The organism is Pseudonocardia xinjiangensis, from assembly GCF_012911925.1.
GTDB lineage: Bacteria > Actinomycetota > Actinomycetes > Mycobacteriales > Pseudonocardiaceae > Pseudonocardia > Pseudonocardia xinjiangensis.
In genome coordinates this window covers 1-26423 of record NZ_JAAXKY010000068.1, presented here as the reverse complement: position 1 = coordinate 26423, position 26423 = coordinate 1, and the positions used below count along the sequence as shown (strand labels likewise).

Annotated in this window: 29 protein-coding genes and 1 tRNA gene; 21 read left to right on the top strand and 9 right to left on the bottom strand. The window is 70.6% G+C overall.

All coding sequences use genetic code 11. From position 1 onward, the window contains the following. Nucleotides 1-8: 8 nt before the first annotated feature. Nucleotides 9-482, bottom strand: coding sequence for a hypothetical protein (locus HF577_RS20455; RefSeq protein WP_246266771.1), 474 nt, complete (start codon nt 480-482; stop codon nt 9-11). Nucleotides 483-630: 148 nt separating this feature from the next. Between HF577_RS20455 and HF577_RS20450 the strand changes: the two genes are divergently transcribed. From HF577_RS20450 to HF577_RS20430, 5 genes are all read left to right on the top strand, one after another. Further along, a complete protein-coding gene (locus HF577_RS20450) occupies nt 631-1347 on the top strand; it encodes a DUF998 domain-containing protein (RefSeq protein WP_312859262.1) in 717 nt (238 codons plus the stop codon). Between the two features lie 41 nt (nt 1348-1388). Continuing rightward, entirely contained in the window at nt 1389-1757 is a 369-nt protein-coding gene (locus HF577_RS20445) for a YciI family protein (protein ID WP_169397515.1), read from the top strand. Continuing rightward, nucleotides 1757-3043, top strand: coding sequence for an RNA polymerase sigma factor (locus tag HF577_RS20440; protein WP_169397514.1), 1287 nt, complete (start codon nt 1757-1759; stop codon nt 3041-3043). The genes HF577_RS20445 and HF577_RS20440 overlap by 1 nt, the downstream gene beginning before the upstream one ends. 110 nt (nt 3044-3153) lie before the next feature. Beyond that, nucleotides 3154-3720 (top strand): dihydrofolate reductase family protein, encoded by a 567-nt coding sequence (locus HF577_RS20435; protein WP_169397513.1) that lies wholly within the window; start codon nt 3154-3156, stop codon nt 3718-3720. Nucleotides 3721-3770: 50 nt separating this feature from the next. Then, nucleotides 3771-4226 carry a nitroreductase family deazaflavin-dependent oxidoreductase gene (locus HF577_RS20430; protein ID WP_169397512.1) on the top strand — a complete coding sequence of 152 codons (456 nt, stop codon included), beginning with the start codon at nt 3771-3773 and terminating at the stop codon, nt 4224-4226. Nucleotides 4227-4242: 16 nt separating this feature from the next. Here HF577_RS20430 and HF577_RS20425 read toward each other — a convergent pair whose 3' ends face one another. Together HF577_RS20425 and HF577_RS20420 are read right to left on the bottom strand one after the other, a co-directional pair. Continuing rightward, the gene (locus HF577_RS20425; protein ID WP_169397511.1) at nt 4243-4671 is read right to left on the bottom strand and encodes a pyridoxamine 5'-phosphate oxidase family protein; all 429 of its coding nucleotides are present in this window, start codon (nt 4669-4671) and stop codon (nt 4243-4245) included. A 31-nt stretch (nt 4672-4702) separates the two neighbouring features. After that, nucleotides 4703-5539 carry an NAD(P)H-binding protein gene (locus HF577_RS20420; protein ID WP_169397510.1) on the bottom strand — a complete coding sequence of 279 codons (837 nt, stop codon included), beginning with the start codon at nt 5537-5539 and terminating at the stop codon, nt 4703-4705. Nucleotides 5540-5621: 82 nt separating this feature from the next. On the opposite strand from HF577_RS20420, the gene HF577_RS20415 reads away from it, so the two are divergent. After that, a complete protein-coding gene (locus tag HF577_RS20415) occupies nt 5622-6572 on the top strand; it encodes an AraC family transcriptional regulator (protein WP_169397509.1) in 951 nt (316 codons plus the stop codon). A 98-nt stretch (nt 6573-6670) separates the two neighbouring features. Then, a complete protein-coding gene (locus HF577_RS20410; RefSeq protein WP_312859261.1) occupies nt 6671-7876 on the top strand; it encodes an FAD-dependent monooxygenase in 1206 nt (401 codons plus the stop codon). Here the strand turns inward: HF577_RS20410 and HF577_RS20405 are convergent. After that, a complete protein-coding gene (locus tag HF577_RS20405; RefSeq protein ID WP_169397508.1) occupies nt 7828-8208 on the bottom strand; it encodes a winged helix-turn-helix transcriptional regulator in 381 nt (126 codons plus the stop codon). The genes HF577_RS20410 and HF577_RS20405 overlap by 49 nt on opposite strands. 52 nt (nt 8209-8260) lie before the next feature. Here HF577_RS20405 and HF577_RS20400 point away from each other — a divergent pair, with 52 nt between their 5' ends. From HF577_RS20400 to HF577_RS20375, 6 genes are all read left to right on the top strand, one after another. After that, complete coding sequence (locus HF577_RS20400; protein ID WP_312859260.1) at nt 8261-8803, top strand: alpha/beta fold hydrolase; 543 nt, start codon at nt 8261-8263, stop codon at nt 8801-8803. Between the two features lie 331 nt (nt 8804-9134). Next, a complete protein-coding gene (locus HF577_RS20395) occupies nt 9135-9716 on the top strand; it encodes an alpha/beta hydrolase fold domain-containing protein (RefSeq protein WP_169397506.1) in 582 nt (193 codons plus the stop codon). Beyond that, nucleotides 9706-10077: an alpha/beta hydrolase gene (locus HF577_RS38530; protein ID WP_169397505.1), complete on the top strand. Its 372-nt coding sequence runs from the start codon at nt 9706-9708 to the stop codon at nt 10075-10077. The genes HF577_RS20395 and HF577_RS38530 overlap by 11 nt, the downstream gene beginning before the upstream one ends. 44 nt (nt 10078-10121) lie before the next feature. After that, on the top strand, nt 10122-10871 hold the full coding sequence (locus HF577_RS20385; protein WP_169397504.1) for an SDR family NAD(P)-dependent oxidoreductase: 750 nt from the start codon (nt 10122-10124) through the stop codon (nt 10869-10871). Nucleotides 10872-10909: 38 nt separating this feature from the next. Beyond that, a complete protein-coding gene (locus HF577_RS20380; protein WP_211174569.1) occupies nt 10910-11659 on the top strand; it encodes a TetR/AcrR family transcriptional regulator in 750 nt (249 codons plus the stop codon). A 22-nt stretch (nt 11660-11681) separates the two neighbouring features. Beyond that, on the top strand, nt 11682-12266 hold the full coding sequence (locus tag HF577_RS20375) for an IclR family transcriptional regulator domain-containing protein (protein WP_169397503.1): 585 nt from the start codon (nt 11682-11684) through the stop codon (nt 12264-12266). Here the strand turns inward: HF577_RS20375 and HF577_RS20370 are convergent. Both HF577_RS20370 and HF577_RS20365 read right to left on the bottom strand, forming a co-directional pair. Continuing rightward, nucleotides 12242-13060, bottom strand: coding sequence for an aldo/keto reductase (locus tag HF577_RS20370; protein WP_169397502.1), 819 nt, complete (start codon nt 13058-13060; stop codon nt 12242-12244). The two genes, HF577_RS20375 and HF577_RS20370, sit on opposite strands and share 25 nt — an antisense overlap. Beyond that, nucleotides 13057-13917 carry an alpha/beta fold hydrolase gene (locus tag HF577_RS20365; protein WP_312859259.1) on the bottom strand — a complete coding sequence of 287 codons (861 nt, stop codon included), beginning with the start codon at nt 13915-13917 and terminating at the stop codon, nt 13057-13059. Before HF577_RS20365 ends, HF577_RS20370 begins: the two co-directional genes overlap by 4 nt. A gap of 240 nt (nt 13918-14157) precedes the next feature. Between HF577_RS20365 and HF577_RS20360 the strand changes: the two genes are divergently transcribed. After that, nucleotides 14158-15075, top strand: coding sequence for an alpha/beta fold hydrolase (locus HF577_RS20360; protein ID WP_169397500.1), 918 nt, complete (start codon nt 14158-14160; stop codon nt 15073-15075). Nucleotides 15076-15365: 290 nt separating this feature from the next. Beyond that, complete coding sequence (locus HF577_RS20355) at nt 15366-16133, top strand: class I SAM-dependent DNA methyltransferase (RefSeq protein ID WP_211174568.1); 768 nt, start codon at nt 15366-15368, stop codon at nt 16131-16133. A 1398-nt stretch (nt 16134-17531) separates the two neighbouring features. Here the strand turns inward: HF577_RS20355 and HF577_RS20350 are convergent. The 3 genes from HF577_RS20350 to HF577_RS20340 all read right to left on the bottom strand — a co-directional run bounded on the left by HF577_RS20350 (nt 17532) and on the right by HF577_RS20340 (nt 19180). Beyond that, a tRNA-Arg gene (locus tag HF577_RS20350) sits at nt 17532-17606 on the bottom strand. 36 nt (nt 17607-17642) lie between these two features. Then, nucleotides 17643-18398 (bottom strand): DUF305 domain-containing protein, encoded by a 756-nt coding sequence (locus HF577_RS20345; protein ID WP_169397499.1) that lies wholly within the window; start codon nt 18396-18398, stop codon nt 17643-17645. Then, nucleotides 18398-19180: a DUF3105 domain-containing protein gene (locus tag HF577_RS20340; protein WP_169397498.1), complete on the bottom strand. Its 783-nt coding sequence runs from the start codon at nt 19178-19180 to the stop codon at nt 18398-18400. Before HF577_RS20340 ends, HF577_RS20345 begins: the two co-directional genes overlap by 1 nt. A 121-nt stretch (nt 19181-19301) precedes the next feature. Here HF577_RS20340 and argS point away from each other — a divergent pair, with 121 nt between their 5' ends. The 6 genes from argS to HF577_RS20310 all read left to right on the top strand — a co-directional run. Next, entirely contained in the window at nt 19302-20957 is a 1656-nt protein-coding gene (argS, locus tag HF577_RS20335; protein WP_169397497.1) for an arginine--tRNA ligase, read from the top strand. Between the two features lie 34 nt (nt 20958-20991). Then, the gene (lysA, locus tag HF577_RS20330; RefSeq protein WP_169397496.1) at nt 20992-22434 is read left to right on the top strand and encodes a diaminopimelate decarboxylase; all 1443 of its coding nucleotides are present in this window, start codon (nt 20992-20994) and stop codon (nt 22432-22434) included. Nucleotides 22435-22500: 66 nt separating this feature from the next. Next, entirely contained in the window at nt 22501-23826 is a 1326-nt protein-coding gene (locus HF577_RS20325; RefSeq protein ID WP_169397495.1) for a homoserine dehydrogenase, read from the top strand. Then, nucleotides 23823-24899, top strand: coding sequence for a threonine synthase (gene thrC, locus HF577_RS20320; RefSeq protein WP_169397494.1), 1077 nt, complete (start codon nt 23823-23825; stop codon nt 24897-24899). Before HF577_RS20325 ends, thrC begins: the two co-directional genes overlap by 4 nt. Before the next feature lie 64 nt (nt 24900-24963). Next, nucleotides 24964-25866 (top strand): homoserine kinase, encoded by a 903-nt coding sequence (gene thrB, locus HF577_RS20315; protein ID WP_169397493.1) that lies wholly within the window; start codon nt 24964-24966, stop codon nt 25864-25866. A 327-nt stretch (nt 25867-26193) separates the two neighbouring features. Then, the coding region (locus tag HF577_RS20310) for a Rho termination factor N-terminal domain-containing protein (RefSeq protein WP_312859257.1) at nt 26194-26423 on the top strand (230 nt) is incomplete at its 3' end.

Genomic DNA, 26423 nt, shown 5'->3' with positions numbered 1-26423 from the left:
CATCGGCGTTACTGCCTGGTCATGGTGCTGGTGTATCCGCCGCCTCCCGGGTAGACCCAGTCGCCGGTCATCGTGTGATCGCGGTCGGTGAACGTACCGCGGAAGTATGCGGGGCTGCCGTGCGCGCCTGCCCAGATGGTGAGAGTGTCGTTTTCGAGCTCGTAGACGTAGTCGAAGGTGTTGCCCATCGAGTCGTAGAACCTCGAGGCGATCTCCTCGCCGACGGGCTCGCCGAACGGGTGCAGGTGCCCGATGACCTCGAATCCGGTGACGGACCGACCGAACTGTTCGAGTTCGACGTGCTGGATGAGAAAGTGCCCGCCGGGCATCCACTCGTAGCGCACGGTCCCCTCGGCGCCGCCGGTCACCGTCCAGGTGCCGACGAGCCGGTCGAGCGCGCGGATGCGGTCGCTGGGCTGGGGATGCTCCTCCTGCCGGTCGTCATCCGCGCCGGCGGGAAGGGTGGTCGTGTCGTCGTTCATGATGTGCTCCTCGACTGCGCCGGGAGCGACTCCGATGCGGCCGCTCTCGCCGGTACCTCGGAGCGGCTGCCGGGTTCTTGACACGACGGTGCGAGAAATCTTTCCGAGAACGTCCTGCCGAGGATGTCGAGACGGCACATTCGGCTCCGTGGTGTCCGTGAACGCCGCCCGGACCCGGGCGACGACGCACTCGGCGGAGGACATCATGGTCACCAGCACCACCCCCCAGGCGGTGCACGACCTCGGAGCACCTGCGGCTCGCAGGCGTACTCGTCGGCTGCTCACGGCTGCCGCGCTCGCCGGACCGTTCTTCTACGTCTCGTCCGCGGCGCAGGCGCTGACGCGGGAGGGATTCGACATCCGCATCCATCCGCTCAGCCAGCTCGCCACCGGCGGTCTCGGCTGGCTCCAGCAGGTCTCGTTCGTGCTGGCGGGACTGGGCGCGATCGCCTTCGCTGTCGCACACCGATGCATCGTCTCGACGGGCGCAGGCTCGCGGATCGCCCGGATCCTTCTCAGTGTTTTCGGCGCGGGCTTCCTGATCGCCGGTTGCTTCCCGATGGACGCCCAGAACGGGTTCCCGATCGGCGCACCGGCGGGCGTCGTGGAGATGTCGTGGCACTCGATCGTGCACACGGCGGCGGCAGCGGTGTCGTTCATCGCCCTCGCCGGTGCGTGCATCGCGCTGCTCGTCCGCTCGATCCGGCGCCGCCGGGTGTGGGCCTCGATCGGCAATGGGCTGGTCGCCGTCGTGCTGCTGCTGCCGATGTCGCCCACGGAGTCGAGCATCCAGATCGCCGTCACCGGACTGATCGCGTTCTCGTGGGTCACCGTGTCCGCGCTGCGCCTCCGGAGTGGCGTGTGACCCGCCTGAGCTGAGCCGCCACCGATGTCGGATGGAGAGTCATGAAGTTCCTGCTGTTGAGCTACACCCCCGCGCAGGCGTGGGACGCCGAGACCGCCGACGTGCCCAGCCCGGAGGCTCTCGACGCGTTCGCCGCCTACCAGAAGTTCGAGGCCGAGCTGCGCGAGACCGGGGAGTTCGTGCAGAGCGAGGGCCTGGGCCATCCCGCCGTCTCCACGACGGTCCGGAAGACCGACGCGGGCGTCGTTGCCACGGACGGCCCCTTCGCCGAGCTGAAGGAGGTTCTCGCGAGTTTCGCGATCATCGACGTCTCCAGCCTCGAGCGCGCCCGCGACATCGTCGCCCGGATGGTCGACGCACTGGGCGAGCCGATGGAGATTCGGCCGATCATGGGCGACGACTTCGCCTGATGGCGCCCCCGACCGACGGCACCGGGGAAGCCGGGACCCGGCGCATCGAGCACATGCTGCGGAACGAGACGCCGCACGTGCTCGGTGCGCTGGTGCGTCGCTTCGGCCGGTTCGAGCTCGCCGAGGATGCCGTGCAGGAAGCCCTGATCGTCGCCACCGGGCGGTGGCCCGACAAGGGCGTGCCGGATGAGCCGCGTAGCTGGCTGATCCGCGTCGGCTATCGCAAGATGATCGATCTCATCCGCTCCGAACAGGCTGCGCACCGCCGCGAGGAGGACGCCGCCTACGCCGACCCCGTGCTTGTCGATCCCAGCCGACCTGGACCCGCCGTCGTCGACTACGACGACAGCCTCCAACTGCTGCTGCTGTGCTGCCACCCGGCACTCAGCGAGGTCTCCCAGGTCGCGCTCACTCTGCGCGCGGTCGGCGGGCTCACGACGGATGAGATCGCCCACGCCTACGGCACGACGGAGTCCACGATGGGTACCCGGATCAGCCGGGCCAAGCAGACTCTCACGAAGGCCGGCGCCCGTTTCGAGATGCGCGACGAGGACGACGTCACAGGGCGCCTCCCCGTCGTGATGAAGATGCTCTACCTGATCTTCAACGAGGGGTATACGGCCACCGCCGGCCACCGGCTCACCCGCACCGACCTCACCGCGGAGGCGATCCGGCTCGCCCGGATGCTCCACGGCGTTCTGCCCGGAGATGCCGAGGTATCAGGACTGCTCGCGCTCATGCTGCTGACCGAAGCACGCCGCGCCGCCCGTACGGACCCTCACCAGGAACTCGTCGTCCTTTCCGAGCAGGACCGCACCGGGTGGGACGAGATCCTGATCACCGAGGGTCGGGAGCTAATCGAGCAAGCCTGGTCGCAGGAGCGTGTCGGGCCCTATCAGCTCCAGGCGGCCATCGCCGCGACCCACGCACAGGCGAAGACCGCTGCGGAGACCGACTGGCCGCAGATCGCCGCCCTGTATCTGTGGCTCGAACGTCTGCAGCCCACTGCGCCGGTCCGCCTCAGCCGCACCGTCGCCGTCGCACATGCCTTCGGGCCGCGCCGCGGGCTCGCCCTGCTCGAACAGCTCGATCGCGACCACCACCTCACCGACGACCCCCTCGTCGCGCAGCGCGCCCACGCTGTCCGCGCGCACCTCCTCGACCAGCTCGGCGACCACGACCGGGCGGACGACGAGTTCAGCGCCGCCGCCGCCCTCACCCGGAACGAGGCCGAACGCCGCTACCTCCGCCGACGCACTCACCGACCCGCACCCGAGGAGCGTTGATCGGTCGATCTCGACCCGGAACTTTGTGGCCGGGATGTCGAGACCGGCGTGGCGGCTCCGTCCCAGTGGCGGATGCGGCCGGCGTGGCCGCACGTACCGGAAGGGCAGCCATGCGAAAGCTCGTCGTCCAGCAGTGGGTCACCGTCGACAACATCGCCGCGGAGGAGGACGGCGGGCTCACCTTCGTGTCCGGGGAGCCCTTCTCCGAGAAGACCAACCCCGCGTTCAAGGCGAGCCTGATGGGGTTCATCGACTCGGTCGACACGATGGTTCTCGGCGCCACCACCTACGCCCAGACCAAGGACTACTGGCCCTACGCCGAGGAGCAGGGCGAGTACGGCCAGAAGCTCAACAACCTCACCAAGATCGTCGCCTCATCGAAGCTCGACGACGCGCCCTGGGGTGACTTTCCCGCCGCGACCGTGACGCGCGACCCGGTGGCCACCATCCGGGAGCTCAAGGGGCAGAGCGGCAAGGACATCTGGCTGTGGGGGAGCTTGACGCTCATGCACTCCCTGCTGGAGGCCGGCGTCGTCGACGAAGTCCGGATGCTGGTCTGCCCGGTGTCACGCGGCACGGGAACGCGCGTCTTCGTGGACGGGCACGACCTGTTGCTGGTGGAGGCCACCGCGTTCGACAACGGCGTGGCACTTCTGCGCTACGAGATCACGAAGTAGTGGACGTACGGCTCCGTCGCACCATCGCTTCTACCGGAAGGACAGCCGCCATGGCCATCGCCGAGGACCTCGACCGCGCCACCGACTCGCAGTGGGACTGGGTCGCCGAACACACCCGCACCTACCTCGCCTCGGGCGGCGCCGAAGGCCACGAGAACAACGGCGTGCGGACCCTCGTGCTCGCCACGACCGGCCGCCGGACCGGTACACCTCGCCGCACCTGCCTGATCTACGGCACCTCGGGCGACGCGTACGTCGTCGTCGCCTCCAAGGGCGGCGCCGACGAGGACCCGGCATGGTTCATGAACCTCCTGGCGGACCCCGGCGTCGGGGTGCAGGTCGGCACTCGCCGGTTCACCGGACGCGCCCGCGTCGCGTCCTCGGCCGAGCGCGCGGCCCTGTGGGCGCAGATGGTGGAGATCTTCCCGCTCTACGACGACTACGCGCGGAAGACCGACCGCGAGATCCCGATCGTCCTGCTCACCCCGCTGGACGGACCCCACTAGCGCACGGCCGCGGAGATCAATACCTGTAGCGACTCACGGCCTCCGGGTGGATGACGAGGCGGACCTGGGCCGCGGCCAGGATCTCGGCGAGGTCGTCGGCCCGGGCCGGGTTGTCGGGGCCCCAGTAGCGGGCGGCGAGGCGGGCGGCCAGGTCGTGCGCTCCGTCAGGTTCCACCGTGGTGGGGCCGGCGACCGACACCCAGCGCTCGCGTTCACCCACCGGCGCGGCGACGACGATCGAGGCACGGGGGTCGCGGCGCAGGCGCCGGACCTTCAGCGACTCCGGAGCGGTGAACAGCTGGACCGTGCCCTCGGCAGTGGCTTCGAACCACACCGGCCGGGGCTGTGGCGGGTGCGGCCCCCCGGCCACGGACAGGAACCCGTGCAGGGGCCGTCGGAGGAACTCGAGGTCCTGGGCGGTCAGTTCATGGGCGTCGGTGCTCATCGCGGTCCTTCCGGAGATGAGGGGGACCGGGTCATCGTCGCCAGGCCCCCGCCGCTGCCGTCCGCACGACGTAGTCCTCGAAGGTCCGGGGCGCCCGTCCCAGCACGGTGGCGAGGTCGTCCGTCGTCGCGGCGATCAGCCCGCGTTCCATCAGCACGAACATCTCGGCGACGTGGTGGGCGTCGTCCTCGCCCACGCCGTCCTCGACCAGCGTCGCGGTGTACTCGGCGGGGGAGATCTGCTTGTAGGTGATGGGCTGCCCGGACGCCCGGGAGATCAGATCGACGGCCTCGGCGAAGGTGATCCCACGCGGTCCGGTCAGCTCGTAGATCCGTCCGGCGTGGCGGCCGGGCTCGGTCACCACCGCGGCCGCGGCGTCGGCGACGTCCTCGATGTCGATGAACGGCTCGGGGACCGCACCGGCCGGGAGCGCCAGCTCGCCGGTGAGAAGCGGGGCGTGGAAGACGTCCTCGTCGAAGTTCTGGTCGAAGTTCGACGACCGCAGGACGGTCCACTCCAGCGCCGAGCCGCGTACGGCGTCCTCCGCCGAGCGCATGTCCAGCCCGAACGGGGAGTCGCCCCAGGTGTCGGCGCCGCGCCCGGAGAGCAGGACGAGGCGCTGCACGCCGGCGGCCTCGGCCCGGGCCACGAACTCGTGCACCGGACCGGGCACGCGCGGGGCCACGACGTAGACGGCGGTGACGCCCTGCAGGGCCGCGTCCCAGCCGCCGGGATCGGACCAGTCGAACCGGACCCGGCTGGACCGGGAGGCAGCGCGCACGGGTGTGCCGTGCAGCCGCAACCGGGCGAGGATCCGCCGGCCGGTCTTCCCGGTGGCGCCGAGGACGAGGGTGGTGCCGTTGGTCATGACATCGAGTGAACGGGGCGGGCTCGGACGAATCCATAGGTGAGGAGCCGGATCGCCTGTGTATTCGCCTAATCTCGCGCACGTGGCCGTGTTCGATGACCTGATCCGGGGAGTGCGGGCCCAGGGTTCGCTGTTCGGCAGCTCGACCCTGACCCCGCCCTGGGCGCTGCACTTCGTGGACGGCCCGCCGCTGACCTTGTGCACCGTCCTCGGCGGGTCGGGCTGGATCGTGCCGGAGCACTGCTCGCCCGAACCGCTGCGCGCCTACGAGACGGTCGTCGTGCGGGGCCCCGGGACGTTCACGTTCGTCGACGAGGTCGGGACCCGGGCCGAGCCGGTCGCGTGCGGGGAGCACTGCGCGACGCCCGAGCAGGGTGGCACCCGGCACCGGCTCGGCTGGAACGACTGCGGCGACGACGGCGACGGCGCGGCGACCCTGATCGTCGGTGCCTACCCGGTGCGCGGCGAGATCAGCCGGCGGCTGCTGGACGCGCTACCCGTCGTGCTGCGCGTGGACCCGGGGGACACGGGCGACCCGGTGCTGGACCACCTCGCCGCCGAGGTGGCGACCGACACCCCGGGCCAGCAGGTGGTGCTGGACCGGCTGCTGGACTGGCTGCTGGTCTGCACGCTGCGCACGTGGTTCGACCGGCCCGGCGGCGAGCCTCCCGCGTGGTGGGCCGCCCAGCGGGACCCGGTGGTCGGCGAGGCGCTGCGCCTGCTCCACGCCGACCCGGCGGCGCCGTGGACGGTCTCCGCGCTGGCCGACCGCACCGGGGTGTCGCGCTCGACGCTGGCCAAGCGGTTCGCCGACCTGGTCGGCGAACCGCCGCTGACGTACCTCACACACTGGCGCATGACACTTGCGGCGGACCTGCTGGTCGAGCAGGAGGCGACCACGGTCGCGGAGGTCGCCCGCGCCGTGGGTTACTCCGACCCGTTCGGGTTCAGCGCGGCGTTCAAGCGAGTCCGAGGCGTCAACCCGAGCGGGTTCCGGTCGACCAGCGCCCGGCGGATGACTGCGCAGCGATGAGTTCCTGACCGCGCCCCGGTCTCACTGCCGGGAGCGGGGTGGACCGAGGACGGGTCCGACTCCACATCTCGACACGAATCGGACGATCAGGGGGCGTTGTGAGCGGTATCAGGGTGTTGGTGGCGGGGGCGAGCATCGCGGGGCCCGCGCTGGCCCACTGGCTGTGCCGGCGGGGGGCCGAGGTGACCGTGGTGGAGCGGGCCCCGGAGCTGCGTCCCGGTGGGCAGGCGGTGGACGCGCGCGGGGTGACCAAGGAGGTCATCCGGCGGATGGGACTGGACGCGCCGGTGCGCGCTGCCCGCACCGAGACCGCGGGCGCGAACACCGTGGACGTGGACGGGAACGTGCTGGAGACCTTCCGCGCGGACGACGACGGCGGCGACGGGTACATCTCGGAGATCGAGATCCTGCGCGGGGACCTGTCCCAGGTGCTCTACGACGACACCCGGGACGGCGTCGAGTACGTCTTCGGCGACCGGATCGCCGAGCTCACGCAGGACGCGGACGGGGTCGACGTGGCCTTCGCGGGCGGCGACCGGCGGCGCTTCGACCTGGTGATCGGCGCGGACGGGCTGCACTCGGCGCTGCGAGCGATGGTGTTCGGCCCGCGCGAGCGGTTCGTCCGCCACCTCGGGCTCGTGCTGGCCTTCTACAGCGTGCCCAACGAGTTCGGGCTGGATCGCTGGGTGATCGATTTCCAGGAGGCGGAGTCCGGGCGCTCCGCCGGCCTGCGGCCCATCCAGGACGCCACCCGGGCGATGGCCATGTTCTCCTTCCCCTCGGCCGACTTCGACGTCGACCACCGCGACGTCGCGGCCCAGAAGGACCTGTTGCGCGAGCGGATGGCCGGCCTGGGCTGGTTGACCCCGCGCATCCTCGCCCACCTGGACGACACCCCGGACTTCTACCTCGACCAGGTCGCCCAGGTGGTGATGGACCGCTGGTCGAGCGGGCGGGTGGGGCTGCTCGGGGACGCGGCGTTCAGCTCGTCGCCGATGTCCGGGCAGGGCACCGGGCTGGCCCTGGTCGGCGCGTATCTGCTGGCCGGAGAGCTGGCCGCGGCCGGGTGGGACCCGGAGGCCGGGTTCGCCGGCTACGAGGGGCGGATGCGCTCGTTCGTCGAGGCCAACCAGGAGATCGGCCGACTGCATGTACGCAGCCGTGACGTCCCGGGGCCGGACGCGGAGCCGAGCGCGGAGCCTGAATGGGACCTCGAGCTGATCGAGCGCGCGATCAACGGCGTCGAGCTGCCCGACTACGCCGGGGTGCCGGACTCCGGGGCACGGGCGGTGCGGGCGTCGTAGGCGGAGCGGGCGGCGTCGATCTCGCTCAGGTGCGCGACGCTCCACTCCAGCAGGGGCGCCGCCGCCTCGCGGAGGGTTACACCCATCGTGGTCAGCTCGTAGCTGACGTGTGGCGGCATCACGCTGCGCACCGTGCGGGTCAGGATGCCGTCGCGTTCGAGTCCGCGCAGGGTGACGGTGAGCATGCGCTGACTGATGCTGTCGATGTCCTTCTTGACCTCGGTGAAGCGCCGAGGGCCGTGCCGCAGGCTGCGCACGACCAGGAGCGACCACTTGTCCCCGATCATGTCGAGCACGATGCGGGCGCGCGGCTGGTCGCAGTCCGTCGCCATCGTTACCTCCGCGGAACCGGGGCACCGGAATGTGCCGTATTGCCAGGAGCGGGTGATCGAGGACGAGCACCTCACGGAGGTGGTCCTCGTGGGGCACAGCTACGCGGGGCTGGTCGTCTCGTCGGTGGCCAACGCGGTCCCCGACCGGATCGCTCACCTGGTCTACCTCGACGCGATGGTGCCGGAGGACGGCGAGACCGCGGTCGACGTGATGCCGGGGATCCAGTTCGCGATCGACCAGGCGACGAGCTCCGGCGACGGCTGGCGGGTCCCGCCGATGCCGGAGCTGCCGGCCCCCTACGGCCTGTTCGGGGTGACCGACCCGGCCGACGTCGGATGGCTGCGCGCGATGCTCTCGGACATGTCGGTGCTCTGCCTGCAGCAGCCGGTCCACCTGGACGCTCCGGCCGCCCGGACGATCCCCCGCACCCACATCCACAACACGGTCGCGCCCGACTCGATAGTCCGCCGCCCGGTCCCGGCCCTGCAGCCCAATGGCGCCCCGTCCGAGGTGTGGGAGCTGCCGACCGGCCACGACTGCATGATCACGATGCCGGTCGAGCTGAGCGAGCTCCTGCTCAAGATCGCCTCCTGACGCGGCTCGGACGCGCCGGATACAACAGGATCGGCCCCTCACTCTGTCGAGGCAGGTGAGGGGCCGTATCTGATGGTGATCCGGATGGTGCCCCCGCCAGGACTCCGACCGGCGCCGCCGCCTCCGGAGGGCGGTTCGACCGCTGACCGGCGAAGTCCTCCGCGCTCCTACCCCGGCCCTCGTGTGCGGGTTCGGCCACAGCGATCCTGAGGCATGCCTCATGTTGTGCTACTGTCCCGAAACATGAGGCATGGCTCGACTTCCCTTCCTGTGTGCCCGTGAAACCAGAGTCGTGCCGAGGCAACGAGAGACGCCGCATCGGAGGATCAGAGTGCTCGATATCGACGACGAACTGGCCGGCGTGGTCAGCGTGATCGCCTCAGCTGTGCCGCCGACGCCACCCGCTGTAGGTGACTGGAAAGCCCGGCGGACGACCATCGATGCCCTTTTCGAAGGGTTGTCCATCTCCGCGGCGCACCATGACGAGGTCGAAACGGTCGACTTCGCGGTGTCGTCCGCGGACGGCTGTGCCGTCCCGCTCCGCCTGTACAAGCCGGCGACCGTGCCGAACGTTCTTGTCGTCTATGTCCATGGTGGCGGTCTGATCGCCGGAAACATCGATCTCTACGATCACGTCTGTCGTCGATATGCGGCGGAGGCCGGGGTCGCTGTCGTCGCTGTCGACTATCGGCTGGCCCCTGAATCGCGGTTCCCGGCGGCTGTCGAGGACTGTGTGGCGGCGGCGGAGTGGACGATCGCGCACGCGCGAGAACGGGTGCCCGGGGCGCGCGTCGCGATCATGGGCGACTCCGCAGGCGGTGGCCTCGCCGCTGCGACCGCTCTGACATGCCGTGATCGGGAGATCGGCCCGCTGGCCGCGCAGATCGATCCTCATCTACCCGATGCTCGATGACCGGACGGCCCACGCCGACCCCCGCGTCGAGCCGTTCCTGACATGGTCGGTTGCCGACAACATCACCGGTTGGCAGGCGTACCTCGGTGAGATGTACGGGTCCGGCGACCTGCCCGCTTCGGCATCGGTTGCCCGTGCGCGTTCGCTCGACGACCTGCCGAGTGCGTACCTCGAGGTCGGGCAGCTGGACCTGTTCTGTGCGGAGGCCGTCACCTACGCGACGCGGCTCATGGAGCACGGGGTGCCGGTGCAGCTCTCGGTTCGGCCGGGCGTCTTCCATGGCTTCGATCAGTTCGCGCCGGAAGCGCTGGTGGCGCGCGACGCGTTCGCCGACCGCGTCACCTTTCTTCGACGCCTGTGACTCAGTCACCTGGCGCTTTCCGGACACAGTCAAAGGGAGAACAAGTGGGACAGAAGACGGCACTCATCACGGGATCGACGAGTGGGATCGGGCGTGCCACCGCACTCAAGCTCGCCGATGACGGCGCACGTGTCGTCGTCTCCGGTCGCGACGCCGAGCGGGGTAGGGAAGTCGTGGAGCAGATCCGCGCTGCGGGCGGGAACGCCCATTTCGTCCGCGCTGATCTGCGGGACGCCCGGTCAGCGGCAGAGCTGGCGGCCCAAGCCACTGCAATCGCGGAGGAAACCGGCGGGTCACTCGACATCCTGGTGAACAACGCCGGGATCGGGGCCGGCGGGCCTACGGCCGGGACGGAGGAAGCGACTTTCGACGCGGTCCTGGCCACAAACCTGAAAGCGCCGTTCTACCTGGTCGCCCACATTGCACCGGGCATGGCCGCCCGTGGCCGTGGCGCGATCGTCAACGTGTCCACGTTGGCGGCCGAGCGCGCGCTCCCGGGCCTGGCGGTCTACGGGGCGAGCAAGGCGGCCCTCGACCTCCTGACGAGGAGCTGGGCGGCCGAGTTCGGCCCCGCTGGAGTGCGGGTGAACTCGGTGAGCCCCGGCCCCACCCGCACGCCCGGAGCCGAGGCGGGCCTGGGGGAGATGCTGCAGCACCTGGCGGAGCAGGCCCCGCTGGGCTTCGTCGCCGACCCCGAAGACATCGCCGCGGCCATCGCGTTCCTTGCCGGCGACGAAGCGCGGTTCGTCACCGGCACGGTGCTCGACGTGAGCGGTGGCCGCATGGTCGTCTGAGGTCGGCCTGAAGTCCGCGCTGTCGTCCCGGCACGCACTTGCGCCTCGGTGATGAGGGGTCCCTCACCTTGTACGCTGGACGTGTGGGAGGAACACGGGAGGGCGCGGCCGATGCCCCGCCCCTGCGCCGCGACGCAGCGCGCAACCGTGAGCGAATCCTGCAGGCTGCGCGCCTGTCGTTCGCGGCGCAGGGCGTCGACGCCTCGTTGGAGCACATCGCCAAGAGTGCAGGGGTCGCGATCGGGACCTTGTACCGCCACTTCCCGAAACGCATCGATCTGCTCCTGGCAGCCTTCGACGAGAAGTTCAGAACGTTCATGGCTGCTGCCGAGGCCGCGTTGAGAGCCGACGATCCCTGGGTCGGGTTGAGCTCCTACGTCGAGACGCTCTGTGGGATGCAGGCAGGTGACCGCGGGTTCAACGACTTCGTCTCGATGCGATTCCCGTCCAGCGAGCGCACCGAGGCAATGCATGACCAGGTCTGTGAGGCGATGGAGACGATCCTGGGGCGGGCGCAGGACGCCCGAGTCGCCCGGAGGGATCTCACCATCGGCGATCTCATCGCAGTGACGTGGGCGAACAGCCGGATCATCGAAGCCACCACCGGCATCGCCCCGCGTGCATGGCGCCGCCAGCTGATGTTGACGCTCGAATCCTTCCGCTACCGCGACGAGGTCGAGTTGGACGAGCCGCCGCTCACCAGGCAGCAGCTCTACGACGCGATGGCCCGGCTGGGCGCGCCGCATCGGGCCGCCGAGGAGCCGGCATCGCGGAAGCACGGGTCATGAGCTGCCTGCCGGCCGGTCGAACGTGAGTACGGCCCGGCGCCCCGTCGAGCGCGATGAGCGGGCCGTCATCGACAAGGCTGCCGACCTGCTCGCTGCGCTGGCCGGGGAGCGGGCGGGGGTCGGGGTCAGTGAGCTGGCCCGCCGCGCGGGGCTGAGCAAGTTCACGACCTTCCGGGTGCTGGGCGCGCTGGAGCGCACCGGGATGGTCGATCGCGTCGGCCCGGGGGACCGGTTCGCCGCACACGGTGTCGCCATCGGCAAGGCGCTGCTCGCCCACGACCGCGACGCCGGGAGCACCCTACGTGCCATGCCGCTGCGCGCGTTCACCTCGCGCACCGTCACCGACCCCGCGACGCTGCTGACCGAGCTCACCGGGGTCCGCTCGGCCGGGATCGCGTTCGACACCGACGAGGCCCGCACCGGCGTCAGCGCCGTCGCGGTGCCCCTCCGTGGCCCGAACGGCGCCGGTGTCGCGGCGTTGTCGATCACGTACGCGAGCGCCGATCCGGCTGCGGCCCGCTACGCCGAGCACGTGCGCAACGCCGGAGCAGCCGCGGCTCCGGCGTTGCGGCGGGCGCTGGCTCAGCCGCGTCCGGCTTCGGGGTAGCGGCCGCCCGGCACCTGTGCCTGGTCGAAGAGCGCGCCCAGCTGGGCGCGCTCGTCCACGCTCAACGCGACCCGGGTTGCCGCCGTGTTCTCGCGCAGGTACGACGCACGCTTCGTGCCCGGGATCGGGACGACGTCGAGCGGCTGGGCGATCAGCCAGGCCAACGCGACCTGACCGGGGGTGACGCCCTTCTCCGCGCTGAACTTCTGCAGGACCTCCACGAGGTCGATGTTCCGATCCAGGTTCTCACCCTGGAACCGGGGGAGGGTCGAGCGGAAGTCGGTGGTGTCGAAGACCTGATTCCGCTCGATCCGGCCGGTCAGCATCGCGCGGCCGAGTGGGCTGAAGGGCACCAGCGTGATGCCGAGCTCCCGGCAGGTCGCCACCACCCCGCCGGCCTCGACCGAGCGTTCCCACAGCGAGTACTCGCTCTGCAGTGCCGAGAGGGGGAAGGTCGCGTGCGCGCGGCGCAGCTGGTCGGCGGGCAGCACGCAGTGCCCGATCGCGCGCACCTTGCCCTGGGTGACCAGCTCGCCCATCGCGCCGACCGTCTCTTCGATCGGAACCGACGGTTCCTGCCGGTGGCAGTAGTACAGGTCGATGTGGTCGGTGCGCAGCCGCCTGAGACTGGCCTCGCACGCCCGGGCGACGTAGGCTGGATCACCGACCAGTCGCACGTCGCCCCCGGCGCTGATCTGTACGGCGAACTTGGTCGCGATATCGCGAGCGGTGCCCGCCTGGTACCTCTTGCCACTGTCCTTGCTGCTTCCGAAACTGGCGGCCCGCAGCTTCAATCCGGAATTCTGGGGTCTCGCACCGGGTGTTGGTCGACGAGCACGGCGATCTGGCTGGGGTACTCATCGACAACGAGGTGACCGGCAGCCGGAATGACATGGAGTTCGACCCCGAGAGCGTGGCGTGTGGCCGGGGCGAGTCGTACTGGGGGCAGGAACACGTCGTGTTCGCCCGTGACGGCTATCCGGTCCACATCTCGTCGGGTGACGGTGACACGCCCGGGGTCTGCGCTGCTGCGGACGTTGCGTGCCACGAGCGTCATCCACTCGGTGAGTTCGGGCCGTGGTGAATGCGTGGGCCCGTGCATCGTCTGCAGGAGCCGGGCGCTGTCGATCGGTCTCCGACGCAGTGACCACACGATCGATGTGGTCAACACTCTAGGAGTGATCGCGAGACGGGTCAGGCCTCCGGGCGAGACCAGGACCTGCCGGTCGGCACGCGTCGAGTCGCTGGCCAACGCGATGGCCGCCCCGAGAGAGTGGCCCACGACCGTGATCGATGAATCCTCGAGCTGGCCGAGCACCTCGGTGAGCCACCGCCCGTACCAGCTCAGCCGACCGCTCGCGGGCGGCCGATTTCCGTCACTGAGACCCGGTTGACCGGGAACATCGGGTAGGTACACCCGGAATCGCTCGGCCAGAGCCGTCGCCAGCGGAAGGTACGTCGCGGCGTTGAAATTGGTGCCCGGAACCATGAGCACGGCCCGCTCACCAGCGCCAGCCGTCACCAGGTGAGTGCTAACGCCATTGGCGATCACCGTGTGGCGCCCGTGTGGCACCGACCAAGCGTCCAGTGCAGCCGAGCACCATCGGGCGACGGATTCGCGTCCGACCTGCGTACGGTAGATCGACGCCACATTTTGATCGTCCCGCGTGACACAGATTGTCGCAAGCGGACGACCGCTTGCGAGCCAGCTTGCGCATATCGGCGGTCCCTCGCTGTCTCCGGCGCGCCGTGAGGAGAACACCGCCATCCGCCGCTCTTACAACTGGAGCTTGTCCTCGAGGCGGGTCCGGCTGAGCTGGTTTCGACGCCGGATGGAAGATCTGGACACGCGCGCTCTGGCGCCGGCGTCGACGAACGGAGCTACCAGGGCATGGTGAAGAACACTGCGAGCGTGGTCGAGCCTCCGCTGGGGATCCGCTACAAGGTCTCGGGCGGAGCGATGCTGCTGCATCAGGCCGGCACCGGGGGCCCGCCTGTGGTGTTCCTGGCCGGTGGGGGCATGTTCGGCCTGTACTACTGGAACGTGCACAACCTCGTCGCAGAGTTCACCACGAGCGTGATCTACGACCGGCTCGGCATGGGCTGGAGCGATGTTGTGGACCTCCCACGTAGCGGCGAGCAGGTGACCGATGACCTGCACGAGCTGCTGTGCGCAGCAGGCGTGCCCGGCCCGTACGTGCTGGTCGGGCATTCCCTCGGCGGCCTGTATGCGCGGCTCTACGCGAAGCGTTTCCCCGACGAGGTCTGCGGTCTGGTGCTGCTCGACCCCACTCACGAGGGGATCGTCGACTACCTGCCGGAGAAGGACGCGCAGCGATTCAAGGAGGATTGGAACCCCGACGATCTGTTCCCGCCCGAGCAGATGGAAGCGATGCGGACCGTGTACCGGGCCACCTTCGGCCGGGCGCTCGCCGCGTGGCCCGCGGAGATCCGCGAACCGTTGCTTGCTCAAGGGTTCAGCAGCGAGGGCTATCGGCAGTCCACGCGGGAACCGATGAACGTGCCGCACCTGTTCGGCGAGGTTCGCGGCGCCGGGCCTGATCCCGACATCCCGCTGATCATCCTGTCCGCCATGGGTTCCGACACGTTCGCCGAGGAGCTGGTGCCGCCCGATGCACGTAGATCGGCAGCGGAGTCCAACCAGGCAAAGCACCGGCTGTACACCGACAGGGCCGCGGCGCTTCCCCGAGCCGAGGTCCGCCGCGTCGACGATGCCGGCCACTCGGGCATCGCCTGGTTCCGGCCGGATGCCGTGGTCCGAGCGATCCGGGACGCGAGCTCGCGCTGACCGCACCGAAGGCTGTGACTCTTCGGGCACTGCTGGGGCCGGTAACGCGGGACTTGGGCGTGCATTGGGCGCAGGGCGCCGTTGGGCAGGCCCGGCGAACATTAGTGGCGACCGTACTGGCGACTTCCCGACGCTCGGCGGCAGCGGATATGCGGCAGCGGATATACAGTGGACTGTCAACCGAGCCTTGACCTGCGGCGAGCCGCGTGCTTACTGTCCGCGCTCATAGTCCGCGACCCGCCGCTGTCGGGCTCGCAAACCGATTGCTCGCAAGGTCAGTCTGCGATCGGATGGTCGTCGTGTCCTTCAAATCGATGCCCTTTGATCCCCGGACCAGCTTCGGCCCACGGGTGGCCGCCGTCTACGACGACGTGCCGCTGGGCGATGAAACCGCGGCTGTAGCCCGACTCGCGGAACTCGCTGGACCTGGGCCGGCGCTTGAGTTCGCGATCGGCACCGGCCGCATCGCCCTTCCACTCGCCGCGACCGGTCTGCGCGTCGACGGCATCGAACTCGCACCGGCGATGATCGAGCGACTGAGGGCAAAACCGGGAGGGGACGCTCTGAATGTGGCATGCGGAGACATGGCTGTCGTCGAGATGCCCGATCGGTACCCGCTGGTGTACATCGTGTTCAACTCGATCATGAACCTACTCACCCAGGATGAGCAGGTTCAGTGCATCGCCAACGCTGCGCGACACCTCACCGACGACGGAGTGTTCGTGGTTGAGAACGTCGTCCCTGACCCGATGTACGGCTTGCGCCACGATCGCAACGGTGTCGACCAGTACGTCGACGCCGCCCAGATCGGACCCGAGCGCGTCTCCGTCGAGGTCGGACGCTACGACCGCGCGACACAGCGGGTGGACAAGTGGCACGTCGGCCTCAGCGAAAACGGCGTCGCGCTCGAACCGATCGCGCTGCGCTACATCTGGCCCAGCGAGCTGGACCTCATGGCCCGCCTCGCCGGCCTAGGGCGTCGAGCCAGGTGGGGCGGTTGGTCCGATGAACCGTTCGATGGCCGTAGCCTTCGCCACGTCACGGTCTACAGCCGCTGACCCGTACCTACCGTTGCCCCGCCGCACCTCCCCCTGATCTCTGTAGCGGTGCCGGGTCCGGGCAGCGCCCGGGTTCTTCTCGTTGAGCTGGTCCGCCGCTCGCGCTGATGATCGGTGTCGTGGGGTCTGGGCGCGTTCTCGGTGGGAACGCGGCCGGGTAGCCAGCCGCGCGCCCTTGATCCGGATTCGGCAGACCATAGATCAGCGCACGGTTCAGGAATGATCCGGGCGACCCGATAGCAGTGGGCGTCTGAGCGCGAATCGGTTCGAAACTAGGCGCGACGAGCGCTCGCGGGCACGATACGGGAACGCCCCCGCCGCACGGAGCCCCGCGCTTCGCACGCTTTCGAGGTCTGCGAGAGTGCGACCAGCAACAACCACGCCGGGACATGTGCAGGTCAACCACCGTCCTTGGCCTCGAAGATCAGCAACATTCAGCGGCAACTGTGCACCGCTGGGCCTTCAATACGGTGCGGCGAGACGGCGACGCCCCGGCCGAGGTCCGCGCCGCGTTGCGCTGGGTCGAGCGGAACAGCCCACCGGTGGCGTGCATCGCTGATTCGGCAGTGCTCCGGCGTGTACTCAACGCGATCAGCCTCCGGCTCGATGGATCACCAGGCGCGGCAAGTGTCGTCGGTAAGCGTCGACGAGTGCTGTTCAACATCGCCGAGTACGCCGTGGAACGCCGTTGAATCAACGCCAATCCTGTATCGACGGTGAAATGGAAGGCGCCCAAGTCATCGGGCGAGATCGACCGTCGGTCCGTGGTCAACCCGGTAGAGGCGACACCGCACGCTGGCGCAGAGTGGACCAACAGCGGTCAGCAGCGTGATCGGCGGAAGCTCAAGAACCGTGAGCGAGGGGAGGGCCGGCCCGTGCCGGTCCCTCCCGAGCTGACGGAGCTGCTGCACCGCCACATCGCCGAGTTCGGGACGGGACCCGACGGTCGGCTATTCCCCGGCGAGCGCTCGGAGGAGTTGCCAAAGCTCACCTACATGCGGGCGTGGCGGGCTGCTCGACGGATCGCGTTCGTCCCTGAGATCGCCGCCGGGCCGCTCGCTGCGACGCCCTACGCGTTGCGCCACGCCTGTGTCTCCACGTGGCTCAACGGCGGCGTACCGGCCCCGCAGGTGGCCCAGTGGGCGGGGCACTCGGTTGACGTGCTGCTCAAGGTGTACGCCAAGTGCATCGACGGACAGGACGTCATCGCGCGGCGGCGCGTCATGCAGGCGCTCGGTGCACACCGATGGCTCGTAGGGGGCTGCGGGCACTGCTTGGGCACGTATTGGGCACAGATGGCCGCCAACGGCCGTGCGGGCTGGACACCACCGGACCCGACAAGATCGGCCCCTCACCCTGTTCGTACAGGTGAAGGGCCGTTTCTGTTGGTGATGCGGATGGTGCCCCCGGCAGGATTCGAACCTGCGCCACCGCCTCCGGAGGGCGGTGCTCTATCCCCTGAGCTACGGGGGCCCTTGCAACGCTGCAAACCCTAGCGCACGCCCAGAGCTAGCTCGGCAGGGGCTGCCCACCGCGTTCGGCGAGCAGTTGGCGCATGTAGCCGGCCTCGGTGGTCTGCGAGCTCAGAATCTGGGCGGCGAGGTTGCGGACCTGCGGCGTCTCGGCGTGCTGGGCGCCGTACTGCAGCATCGAGGCGCCTCCCTCGTGGTGGCGCAGCATCAGCTGCAGGAAGAGCACGTCGAGCTGGGGGCCCGTGGCGGCGCGCAGGGCGGCGAGGTCGGCGGTGCTGGCCATTCCGGGCATGGTCGCGACTCCGCCGCCGGACATGGTGGCGCTCATGTGGCCGTGGCCGTCGGGGGTGGACATCCAGGCCATGTGGCCACCGACCGGGAGCGCTCCGGCGCCCCACATCTCGAGCCAGCCCTGCATGCGGCCGACCTGGGAGTTCTGGGTGGCCTCGATGTCGGACGCGAGCTGGGCGAGCACGGGGTCGGTGGTGTGGTCGCGCTCCCAGGAGGCCATCTCGACGGCCTGCTGGTGGTGCACGGTCATGTCCTGGGAGAACCCGACGTCGACGGAGCCGGCAGCGGGCGTGGCGGGGGCGCGGGACGAGCCGGGCAGGCCGACGAGGAGCCCGCCTGCCGCACCGAGCAGGAGCAGGGCCACCGCCGCGGCGACGACGAGCAGCGGCCGCACCCAGCGCGCCTCGCCGGGTGCTGCGTCGCCGGGTGCTGGGTCGGTGTGCGTGGGTGGGCGGCCGCCGCCGCCGGCTGAGGGGGCGGTCGGCGTGCTCACCCCATCCATCATGAACCCGTGTCGGGCGTGACCGCAGACCCCGGCGTCGTCTCCGGCTGCGAGCCCGGCGAGCCGGGTGCGGGGGCCGGGACGAACGGCGGCGGGTTGTCCTGGGAGAACCCGCCCGGACCGATCTCGTTGCAGCTCGCGCCCGGCTCCGGGTAGGTGTACTGGTTCAGGCGCAACGCGGCGATGAACTGGTCGACCCGCGGGTCGGCGGCGTCGGCCAGCTTGAGCTGGTGGCCCCACGACTGCAGGGCGATCGGCTGGTCGAGACCCGGGTACGGCGACATCACCGTGTAGGGCTGGTTCTCGACCTTGCTCTGCAAGGTCTCGAGCGCATCCCCCGTGACCTGGTCGGGGTTGTAGGCGATCCACACCGCCCCGTGCTCGAGCGAGTGCACGAGGTTCTCGCTGCGCACCGCCTGCGGGTAGACGACGCCGTTGCACGCGGCCCAGCTGCCGTCGTGTGCGCCGCCGAAGGGCGGGCTGTGGGTGTAGGCGATGCGCACGTCCGGGGCGACGTGCTGGCCACCGGCGTACCCCTGCCTCACGACGCCCTGGATCTGCGTCGACGGATCCTGGTTCTGCGCCGTCGGCGTGAACGGCGCGAGGGCCTCCGCCTTCGCCGAGTTCTCCTGGTTGCGCAGGAACGCGTAGCCGAACACCGCGCCTGCGAACAGCACGACCGCCATGACGGCCGCGATCAGACCCCACGGAGTGGACTTCTGGCTGACGACGGCTTTGCGTGATCCGCTGCGAGCCGCCTTGCTCTTGTTGCCGCTGACCATGAACCGTCCAGACCTCGGGGCTGAGAGACAGCATGGCCGTCACCCGAACGGCCGTTGCCGCAGGCGAGTGTAGGAGTGAGGCGTGAAAAGGCAGTGAGCAGTACCTCCTAGACTTGGTCGGGTGAATCCCGCCGTGCTCGCCGACCTGGTCCGTGCCACCGCGTCCGACGTGCTCAAGGACCGTGGCCTGGACCTCGCCGCGCTGCCCGACGACGTCGGCGTCGAGCGCCCGCGCAACCCCGAGCACGGCGACTACGCCACCAACGTGGCTCTGCGCACCGCGAAGAAGGCCGGCGTCCCGCCGCGGGACCTGGCCGGCTGGCTGGCCGACGCCCTCGCCACCCGCGACGGCATCGCGAGCGCGGAGATCGCCGGCCCCGGGTTCATCAACCTGCGGCTCGCCGCCGACGCGCAGGGCGCGATCGTCGGCGAGGTGCTCCGCGCGGGCGACGCCTACGGCACCGGCGACGACGTGGGCGGGAAGGCGGTCAACCTGGAGTTCGTCTCCGCCAACCCCACGGGGCCGCTGCACCTCGGCCACACCCGCTGGGCCGCCGTCGGCGACGCGCTCGGCCGGGTGCTCGCCGCGCGCGGCGCCAAGGTCACCCGCGAGTACTACTTCAACGACGCCGGTGGCCAGATCGACCGGTTCGTCGACTCGCTGATCGCCGCGGCGACGGGCGAGCCCACGCCCGAGAAGGGCTACGCGGGCGCCTACATCGGTGAGATCGCCACCCAGGTGACGGCGGCCGAGCCGGGCGTGCTCGACCTGCCCGACGCCGAGCGGCGCGAGGTGTTCCGCCGGATCGGCGTCAACCTGATGTTCGACGAGATCAAGCGCTCGCTGCACGCCTTCGGCACCGACTTCGACGTGTGGTTCCACGAGAAGTCCCTGCACGACTCGGGCGCGGTCGAGACGGCGGTGCAGCGGCTCAAGGACTCCGGCAACCTCTACTTCGCCGACGGCGCCTGGTGGCTGCGCTCCACCGACGAGGGCGACGACAAGGACCGCCCCGTCATCAAGAGCGACGGCAACCCGGCGTACATCGCCGGCGACCTGGCCTACTACCTGGACAAGCGCAAGCGTGGCTTCGACCTGTGCATCTACATGCTCGGCGCCGACCACCACGGCTACATCGCCCGGCTGCGGGCCGCCGCCGCGGCGTTCGGCGACGACCCCGACACGGTCGAGGTCCTGATCGGTCAGATGGTCAACCTGTACCGCAACGGCCAGCCGGTGAAGATGAGCAAGCGGGCGGGCACCGCCGTGAGCATGGACGACCTCGTGGACGCCGTCGGTGTCGACGCGGCGCGCTACACGCTGATCCGGTCGTCGGTCGACTCCACCCTCGACGTCGACCTCGACCTGATCGCGCGGCGCAGCAACGACAACCCCGTCTTCTACGTGCAGTACGCCCACGCGCGGCTCGCGTCTTTGGCCCGCAACGCGGCCGACCTCGGCGTCACCGTGCCCGACGAGCCCGACTTCGGGTTGCTCGACCACCCGCGCGAGGGGGACCTGATCCGGACGATCGGCGAGTTCCCCGCCGTGGTCGCGTCGGCCGCCGAGCTGCGTGAACCCCACCGGGTGGCCCGCTACCTGGAGCAGCTGGCGGGCGCGTACCACAGGTTCTACGACGCCTGTCGCGTGCTGCCGATGGGCGACGAGGAGATCTCCGACCTGCACCGCACCCGGCTCGCGCTGTCGGTCGCCGCGCGCCAGGTGTTCGAGAACGGCCTCGGCATGCTGGGCGTTTCTGCGCCGGAGCGGATGTGAGCGCCGACGTGCTTGTTCCCGCGGAGGCGAGATCATGAGAGCGCACCCGGCCGGCCCGCTGCACGCCGGCATCCAGGTCCCCCCGGAGACGGCGGGGCCCCGGCCCGTCGACGCCCCCGGCCTCGACGAGCTGGCCCCGCTGGTGTGGCCGCGCGGCGCCACCCGCGGCGCGGACGGTGCGGTCGAGGTCGCCGGGATCGACGTGCGTGAGCTGGCCGAGACGTACGGCACGCCGCTCTTCGTCGTGGACGAGGCCGACTTCCGGTCCCGTGCCGCGGAGTTCGCCGCCGCCTTCGGTGCGGGTTCCGTGCACTACGCGGCCAAGGCGTTCCTGTGCACCGAGGTCGCCCGCTGGGTGGCCGAGGAGGGGCTCAGCCTCGACGTGGCCAGCGGAGGAGAGCTCGCCGTGGCGCTGCGCGCCGGTTTCCCGGCGGAGCGGATCGCGATGCACGGCAACAACAAGTCCGTCGCCGAGCTCGTCGCCGCCGTCGAGTCCGGGGTCGGCCGCGTGGTGATCGACTCGTTCCACGAGATCGCGCGCCTGGACGCCATCGCGCGTGAGCGCGACGTCGTCGTGCCGGTGATGCTCCGGGTGACGGTGGGCGTCGAGGCGCACACGCACGAGTTCATCGCCACCGCACACGAGGACCAGAAGTTCGGGTTCTCCATCGCGGGGGGAGAGGCGAGCGCCGCGGCGGAGGCGGCCCGGCGCGTGCTCGGGTCCCGCGGGCTGCGGCTCGTCGGGCTGCACAGCCACATCGGGAGCCAGATCTTCGACACCGAGGGCTTCCGGGTGGCCGCCCACCGGGTGGTGCGGTTCCTCGCGCAGCTGCACAAGGAGCACGGTGACGAGGCGCTGGAGTCGGTCACCACGCTCGACCTCGGCGGGGGTTTCGGCATCGCCTACCGCGCCGCCGAGCGGCCGCTCGACGTGGCCGAGCTGGCCGAGGAGCTGCGCGGGATCGTCAAGTACGAGTGCCACGAGGCCGAGCTGGACGTCCCCGAGATCGCCGTCGAGCCCGGGCGGGCCATCGCCGGTCCCGGCACCGTCACGCTCTACGAGGTGGGCACGCTCAAGGACGTGCCGCTCGGCGGGCACGCGCAGCGTCGCTACGTGAGCGTCGACGGCGGCATGAGCGATAACATCCGCACCGCCCTCTACGACGCGGTCTACGACTGCCGGCTCGTGTCCCGCTCCTCTGAGCTCGACGGCAGCGGCAACGCCGTGCTGTCGCGGGTGGTCGGCAAGCACTGCGAGAGCGGCGACATCGTCGTGCGGGACTGCTGGCTCCCCGACGACATCGCACCCGGGGACCTGCTCGCGGTGGCCGCCACGGGTGCGTACTGCTACTCGATGGCAAGCTCCTACAACCGGCTGCCGCGCCCCGCCGTCGTCGCGGTCCGCGACGGTGTCGCCCGCGTCCTGCTGCGCCGGGAGACGCTCGAGGACCAGTTCCGGCTCGAGGTGACCGCGTGAGGCCGCCCACCCGGGCTTCGTCCACGTCCTGCCAGCAGCGATGATCGGGGCCGTGATGACGGGAATATGGCTGTGACACCTATCCGCGTCGCGATGCTGGGATGCGGCACCGTCGGCAGTGAGGTGGTGCGGCTGCTGCGTGACCACGCCGACGAGCTCGCGGCGCGTGCCGGTGCGCCCGTCGAGCTGACCGGGGTGGCCGTGCGCCGTCCCCACCGGCACGGCGACCTGGCGGATCTCCTCACCACCGACGCGGCCGGCCTGGTCACGCGCGACGACGTCGACGTGGTCGTCGAGGTGATCGGCGGTATCGAACCGGCGCGCACCCTCCTGCTGGAGGCGCTGAAGGCCGGCAAGTCGGTGGTCACGGCCAACAAGGCCCTGCTCGCCGAGGACGGTCCCGCGCTGGCGGAGGCGGCCGACGCGTCCGGCGTCGACCTCTACTACGAGGCGGCCGTGGCCGGGGCGATCCCGCTGCTGCGCTCGCTGCGCGAGTCGCTGGCGGGCGACCGGATCACCCGGGTGGCCGGCATCGTCAACGGCACCACCAACTTCATCCTCTCCGCGATGACGGCGTCCGGGTCGAGCTTCGCCGAGGCGCTCGAGGAGGCCACCCGGCTCGGCTACGCGGAGGCCGACCCGAGCGCCGACGTCGACGGCTACGACGCGGCATCCAAGGCCGCGATCCTCGCCTCGCTCGCGTTCCACACCCGGGTCACCGCCTCCGACGTGCACTGCGAGGGGATCCGCTCGGTCACCTCGTCCGACATCGCCGCAGCGGCGGGCATGGACTGCGTGATCAAACTGGTGGCGATCTGCGAACGGATCCCCCCGGACGGCGACGTCCCGGAGTCGGTGTCGGCCCGCGTGTACCCGGCGATGATCCCGGCGGTCCACCCGCTCGCATCGGTCGACGGCGCGTTCAACGCCGTGTTCGTCGAGGCCGAGGCGGCCGGCCAGATGATGTTCTACGGCCAGGGCGCGGGTGGTGCGCCCACGGCGAGTGCCGTGCTCGGCGATCTCGTCGCGGTGGCGCGCAACCGGGTGGGCGGTGGGCGCGGCCCGCGCGAGTCGGCCTACGCCAGCCTGGCCGTGCGGTCGATGGGCACGGTGCGGACGCGCTACCACGTCAGCCTCGACGTCGACGATCGTGCGGGTGTGCTCGCGGCGATCGCGGGGGAGTTCTCCCACCGCGGAGTGAGCATCGCCGCGGTCCGGCAGACCGGCGGCGGCAACGGGGGAGAGGCGGCGCGGCTGGTCGTCGTCACGCACGCCGCACCGGAGGCGGCCCTCGCCGCCACGGTGGAAGTGCTCGCGGGACTGGACGTCGTGCGTGGCGTCGACAGTGTTCTGCGGGTCGAGGACCTGGGCCGGAAGGGTGTTGCCGGGTGAGTGCAGCGACGAAAGCGACCCGATGGCCCGGCGTGATCGAGGCCTACCGGGATCGGATGCCCGTCGAGCCGGGCTGGACGATCGTCACGCTCGGGGAGGGCGGCACGCCGCTGCTCCCCGCGCCGCACCTCTCGCGGCGCACGGGCTGCGAGGTGTTCCTCAAGGTCGACGGCGCCAACCCGACGGGTTCGTTCAAGGACCGCGGGATGACGATGGCGGTCACCGACGCGCTCGCGCAGGGCAAGAAGGGGGTGCTCTGCGCCTCCACCGGCAACACGTCCGCGTCGGCCGCCGCCTACGCGGCCCGCGCCGGTCTGAGCTGCGCCGTTCTGGTGCCGCAGGGCAAGATCGCGCTCGGCAAGCTCGCCCAGGCCGTGGCGCACGGCGCGCGCATCCTGCAGATCGACGGCAACTTCGACGACTGCCTCGAGCTCGCCCGCAAGACCGCGGCCGACTACCCGGTGGCCGCGCTGGTCAACTCCGTCAACCCCACCCGGATCGCCGGGCAGGCGAGCGCCGCCTACGAGATCTGCGACGAGCTGGGACGCGCTCCCGACGTGCACTGCCTGCCCGTCGGCAATGCGGGCAACATCACGGCCTACTGGGCCGGCTACCGCGCCTACCGCTCCGACGGCCTGATCACCGAGGCCCCGCGCATGTTCGGCTACCAGGCAGCGGGCGCCGCCCCGCTCGTGCACGGCGCACCGGTGCGGTATCCCGAGACGATCGCCACGGCGATCCGGATCGGGGCGCCGGCCTCCTGGGCGGCCGCGGTCACCGCCCGCGACGAGTCCGGTGGGCAGTTCGCCGCGGTCACCGACGACGAGATCCTCGCGGCGTACCGCCTGCTGTCCGCGCAGGAAGCGGTGTTCGTGGAGCCGGCATCGGCGGCGAGCGTGGCCGGGTTGCTCCAGTCGGCGGCCGACGGCTCGCTCCCGCGCGGCTCGCTCGTGGTGTGCACCGTCACCGGTCACGGGCTGAAGGACCCGGACACCGCGCTGCTCGCGGCGCCCGACCCCCGGGTGGTGCCGATCGACCCGGGTGCCGTCGCGGACGCGCTGGAGCTGCGATGATCTCCGCCGCTGATGCCGGCGACGTGACGTTGCCGACCTCCGGCTCCGCATGCGGGACGGGCTGATGGGGCGTCCCGGCGAGGTCCGGATCCGGGTGCCGGGATCATCGGCGAACCTCGGGCCCGGTTTCGACTCGCTCGGCCTCGCGCTCGGGCTCTACGACGACGTCGAGGTGTCGGTCACGACCGGCGGCGTCGAGGTGGAGGTCGAGGGGGAGGGCGCCGGGCAGGTGCCCTGCGACGAGGCCCACCTCGTGGTGCGGGCCATGCGCACCGCGTGGAACATCGTCGGGGACGCGCCGCCCGGCATCCGGATGCGCTGCCGCAACGCGATCCCGCATTCGCGCGGGCTCGGCAGCTCCGCCGCCGCCGCCGTGGCGGGTGCCGTGGCCGCCGTGGTGCTCTCCGGGCGTGACCTGGAGCTGGAACGCGACACCGTGCTGCAGGTCACCGCAGGCATGGAGGGCCACGCCGACAACGCGGCGGCCAGCCTCTTCGGTGGCTTCGTGGTGGCCTGGGAGACCGCGGGGAATACCTCGGAGCGGTTCCACGCTGTACGACTCGAGACACACCCGGGGATTCGCCCGGTTGTGCTCGTCGCGGGAACGGAATCTTCCACCAGCGCCACCCGAGGCCTGCTGCCCGACCACGTACCCCTCCAGGACGCGGCCTTCACCGGCAGCCGTTCCGCGCTCGCGGTGCTGGCCTTCACCCAACGGCCTGACCTGCTGTTACCCGCCACCGAGGACCGCCTGCACCAGGGCTACCGGCGACCGGCCTACCCGGAGTCGGCCGACCTGGTGGACGCGCTGCGCGCCCGGGGCGTCCCGGCCGCCATCTCCGGCGCGGGCCCCTCGGTACTGGCGCTGACCACGGACGGGACGGTGCCCGGCGACCTGGACCTGCACGGTTTCACGGCCGTCGCGCTGCCCGTCGACACGGACGGAGCGAGGGTGGAGGTCGGATAGCCCCTTCGGTCGACCGCCGTCCGGCGCGTCGAACAGGGGGGTTGTTGCCGCACCGTGGGGTGAACGTCTACTCTCGTCACCGCAACGGCGATCCACGCGTCATCCGCGTGGCCACTCGAGCCGGAATCTGCGTATCCATTGGATCAGATCTGATTTCGACTCGGGCGGCCTTCAGTCGCGACCGTCGCGCCGATCGCCCCCCTTGCCTGTCGGGGCGGCCGCTCTTCCCGCGACCCGTTGACCGACATGTCGTCCGGCACACCGTCCGGGCGAGTGTGTGAATCCAGCTGACCAGGGACAGACCCGGGTTGGTCAGGAAGGACATCAGTGAGCGAGACCGATCTCGTCAGCACCGAATCAGCTCCTGCGCCGCGCAAGCGCGGTGGCCTGACCGGCATGGTGCTGGCGGAGCTCCGCCAGCTCGCCGGGGAGCTGAACATCCCGGACACCTCCGGGATGCGTAAGGGCGATCTCATCGCCGCCATCAAGGAGAAGCAGGGTGCCGCCCCCGCCCGTAAGCCGGCTGCCGCGCAGCTCTCGCTTCCGGAGAACGGCAC

Coding starts and splice junctions, on each gene's coding strand:
- HF577_RS20455 (WP_246266771.1), bottom strand. CDS start 482: ATGAACGACGACACGACCACCCTTCCCGCCGGCGCGGATGACGACCGG.
- HF577_RS20445 (WP_169397515.1), top strand. CDS start 1,389: ATGAAGTTCCTGCTGTTGAGCTACACCCCCGCGCAGGCGTGGGACGCC.
- HF577_RS20440 (WP_169397514.1), top strand. CDS start 1,757: ATGGCGCCCCCGACCGACGGCACCGGGGAAGCCGGGACCCGGCGCATC.
- HF577_RS20435 (WP_169397513.1), top strand. CDS start 3,154: ATGCGAAAGCTCGTCGTCCAGCAGTGGGTCACCGTCGACAACATCGCC.
- HF577_RS20430 (WP_169397512.1), top strand. CDS start 3,771: ATGGCCATCGCCGAGGACCTCGACCGCGCCACCGACTCGCAGTGGGAC.
- HF577_RS20425 (WP_169397511.1), bottom strand. CDS start 4,671: ATGAGCACCGACGCCCATGAACTGACCGCCCAGGACCTCGAGTTCCTC.
- HF577_RS20420 (WP_169397510.1), bottom strand. CDS start 5,539: ATGACCAACGGCACCACCCTCGTCCTCGGCGCCACCGGGAAGACCGGC.
- HF577_RS20405 (WP_169397508.1), bottom strand. CDS start 8,208: ATGGCGACGGACTGCGACCAGCCGCGCGCCCGCATCGTGCTCGACATG.
- HF577_RS38530 (WP_169397505.1), top strand. CDS start 9,706: ATGCTCGATGACCGGACGGCCCACGCCGACCCCCGCGTCGAGCCGTTC.
- HF577_RS20360 (WP_169397500.1), top strand. CDS start 14,158: ATGGTGAAGAACACTGCGAGCGTGGTCGAGCCTCCGCTGGGGATCCGC.
- HF577_RS20355 (WP_211174568.1), top strand. CDS start 15,366: ATGGTCGTCGTGTCCTTCAAATCGATGCCCTTTGATCCCCGGACCAGC.
- HF577_RS20345 (WP_169397499.1), bottom strand. CDS start 18,398: ATGGATGGGGTGAGCACGCCGACCGCCCCCTCAGCCGGCGGCGGCGGC.
- HF577_RS20340 (WP_169397498.1), bottom strand. CDS start 19,180: ATGGTCAGCGGCAACAAGAGCAAGGCGGCTCGCAGCGGATCACGCAAA.
- lysA (WP_169397496.1), top strand. CDS start 20,992: ATGAGAGCGCACCCGGCCGGCCCGCTGCACGCCGGCATCCAGGTCCCC.
- HF577_RS20325 (WP_169397495.1), top strand. CDS start 22,501: ATGGCTGTGACACCTATCCGCGTCGCGATGCTGGGATGCGGCACCGTC.
- thrB (WP_169397493.1), top strand. CDS start 24,964: ATGGGGCGTCCCGGCGAGGTCCGGATCCGGGTGCCGGGATCATCGGCG.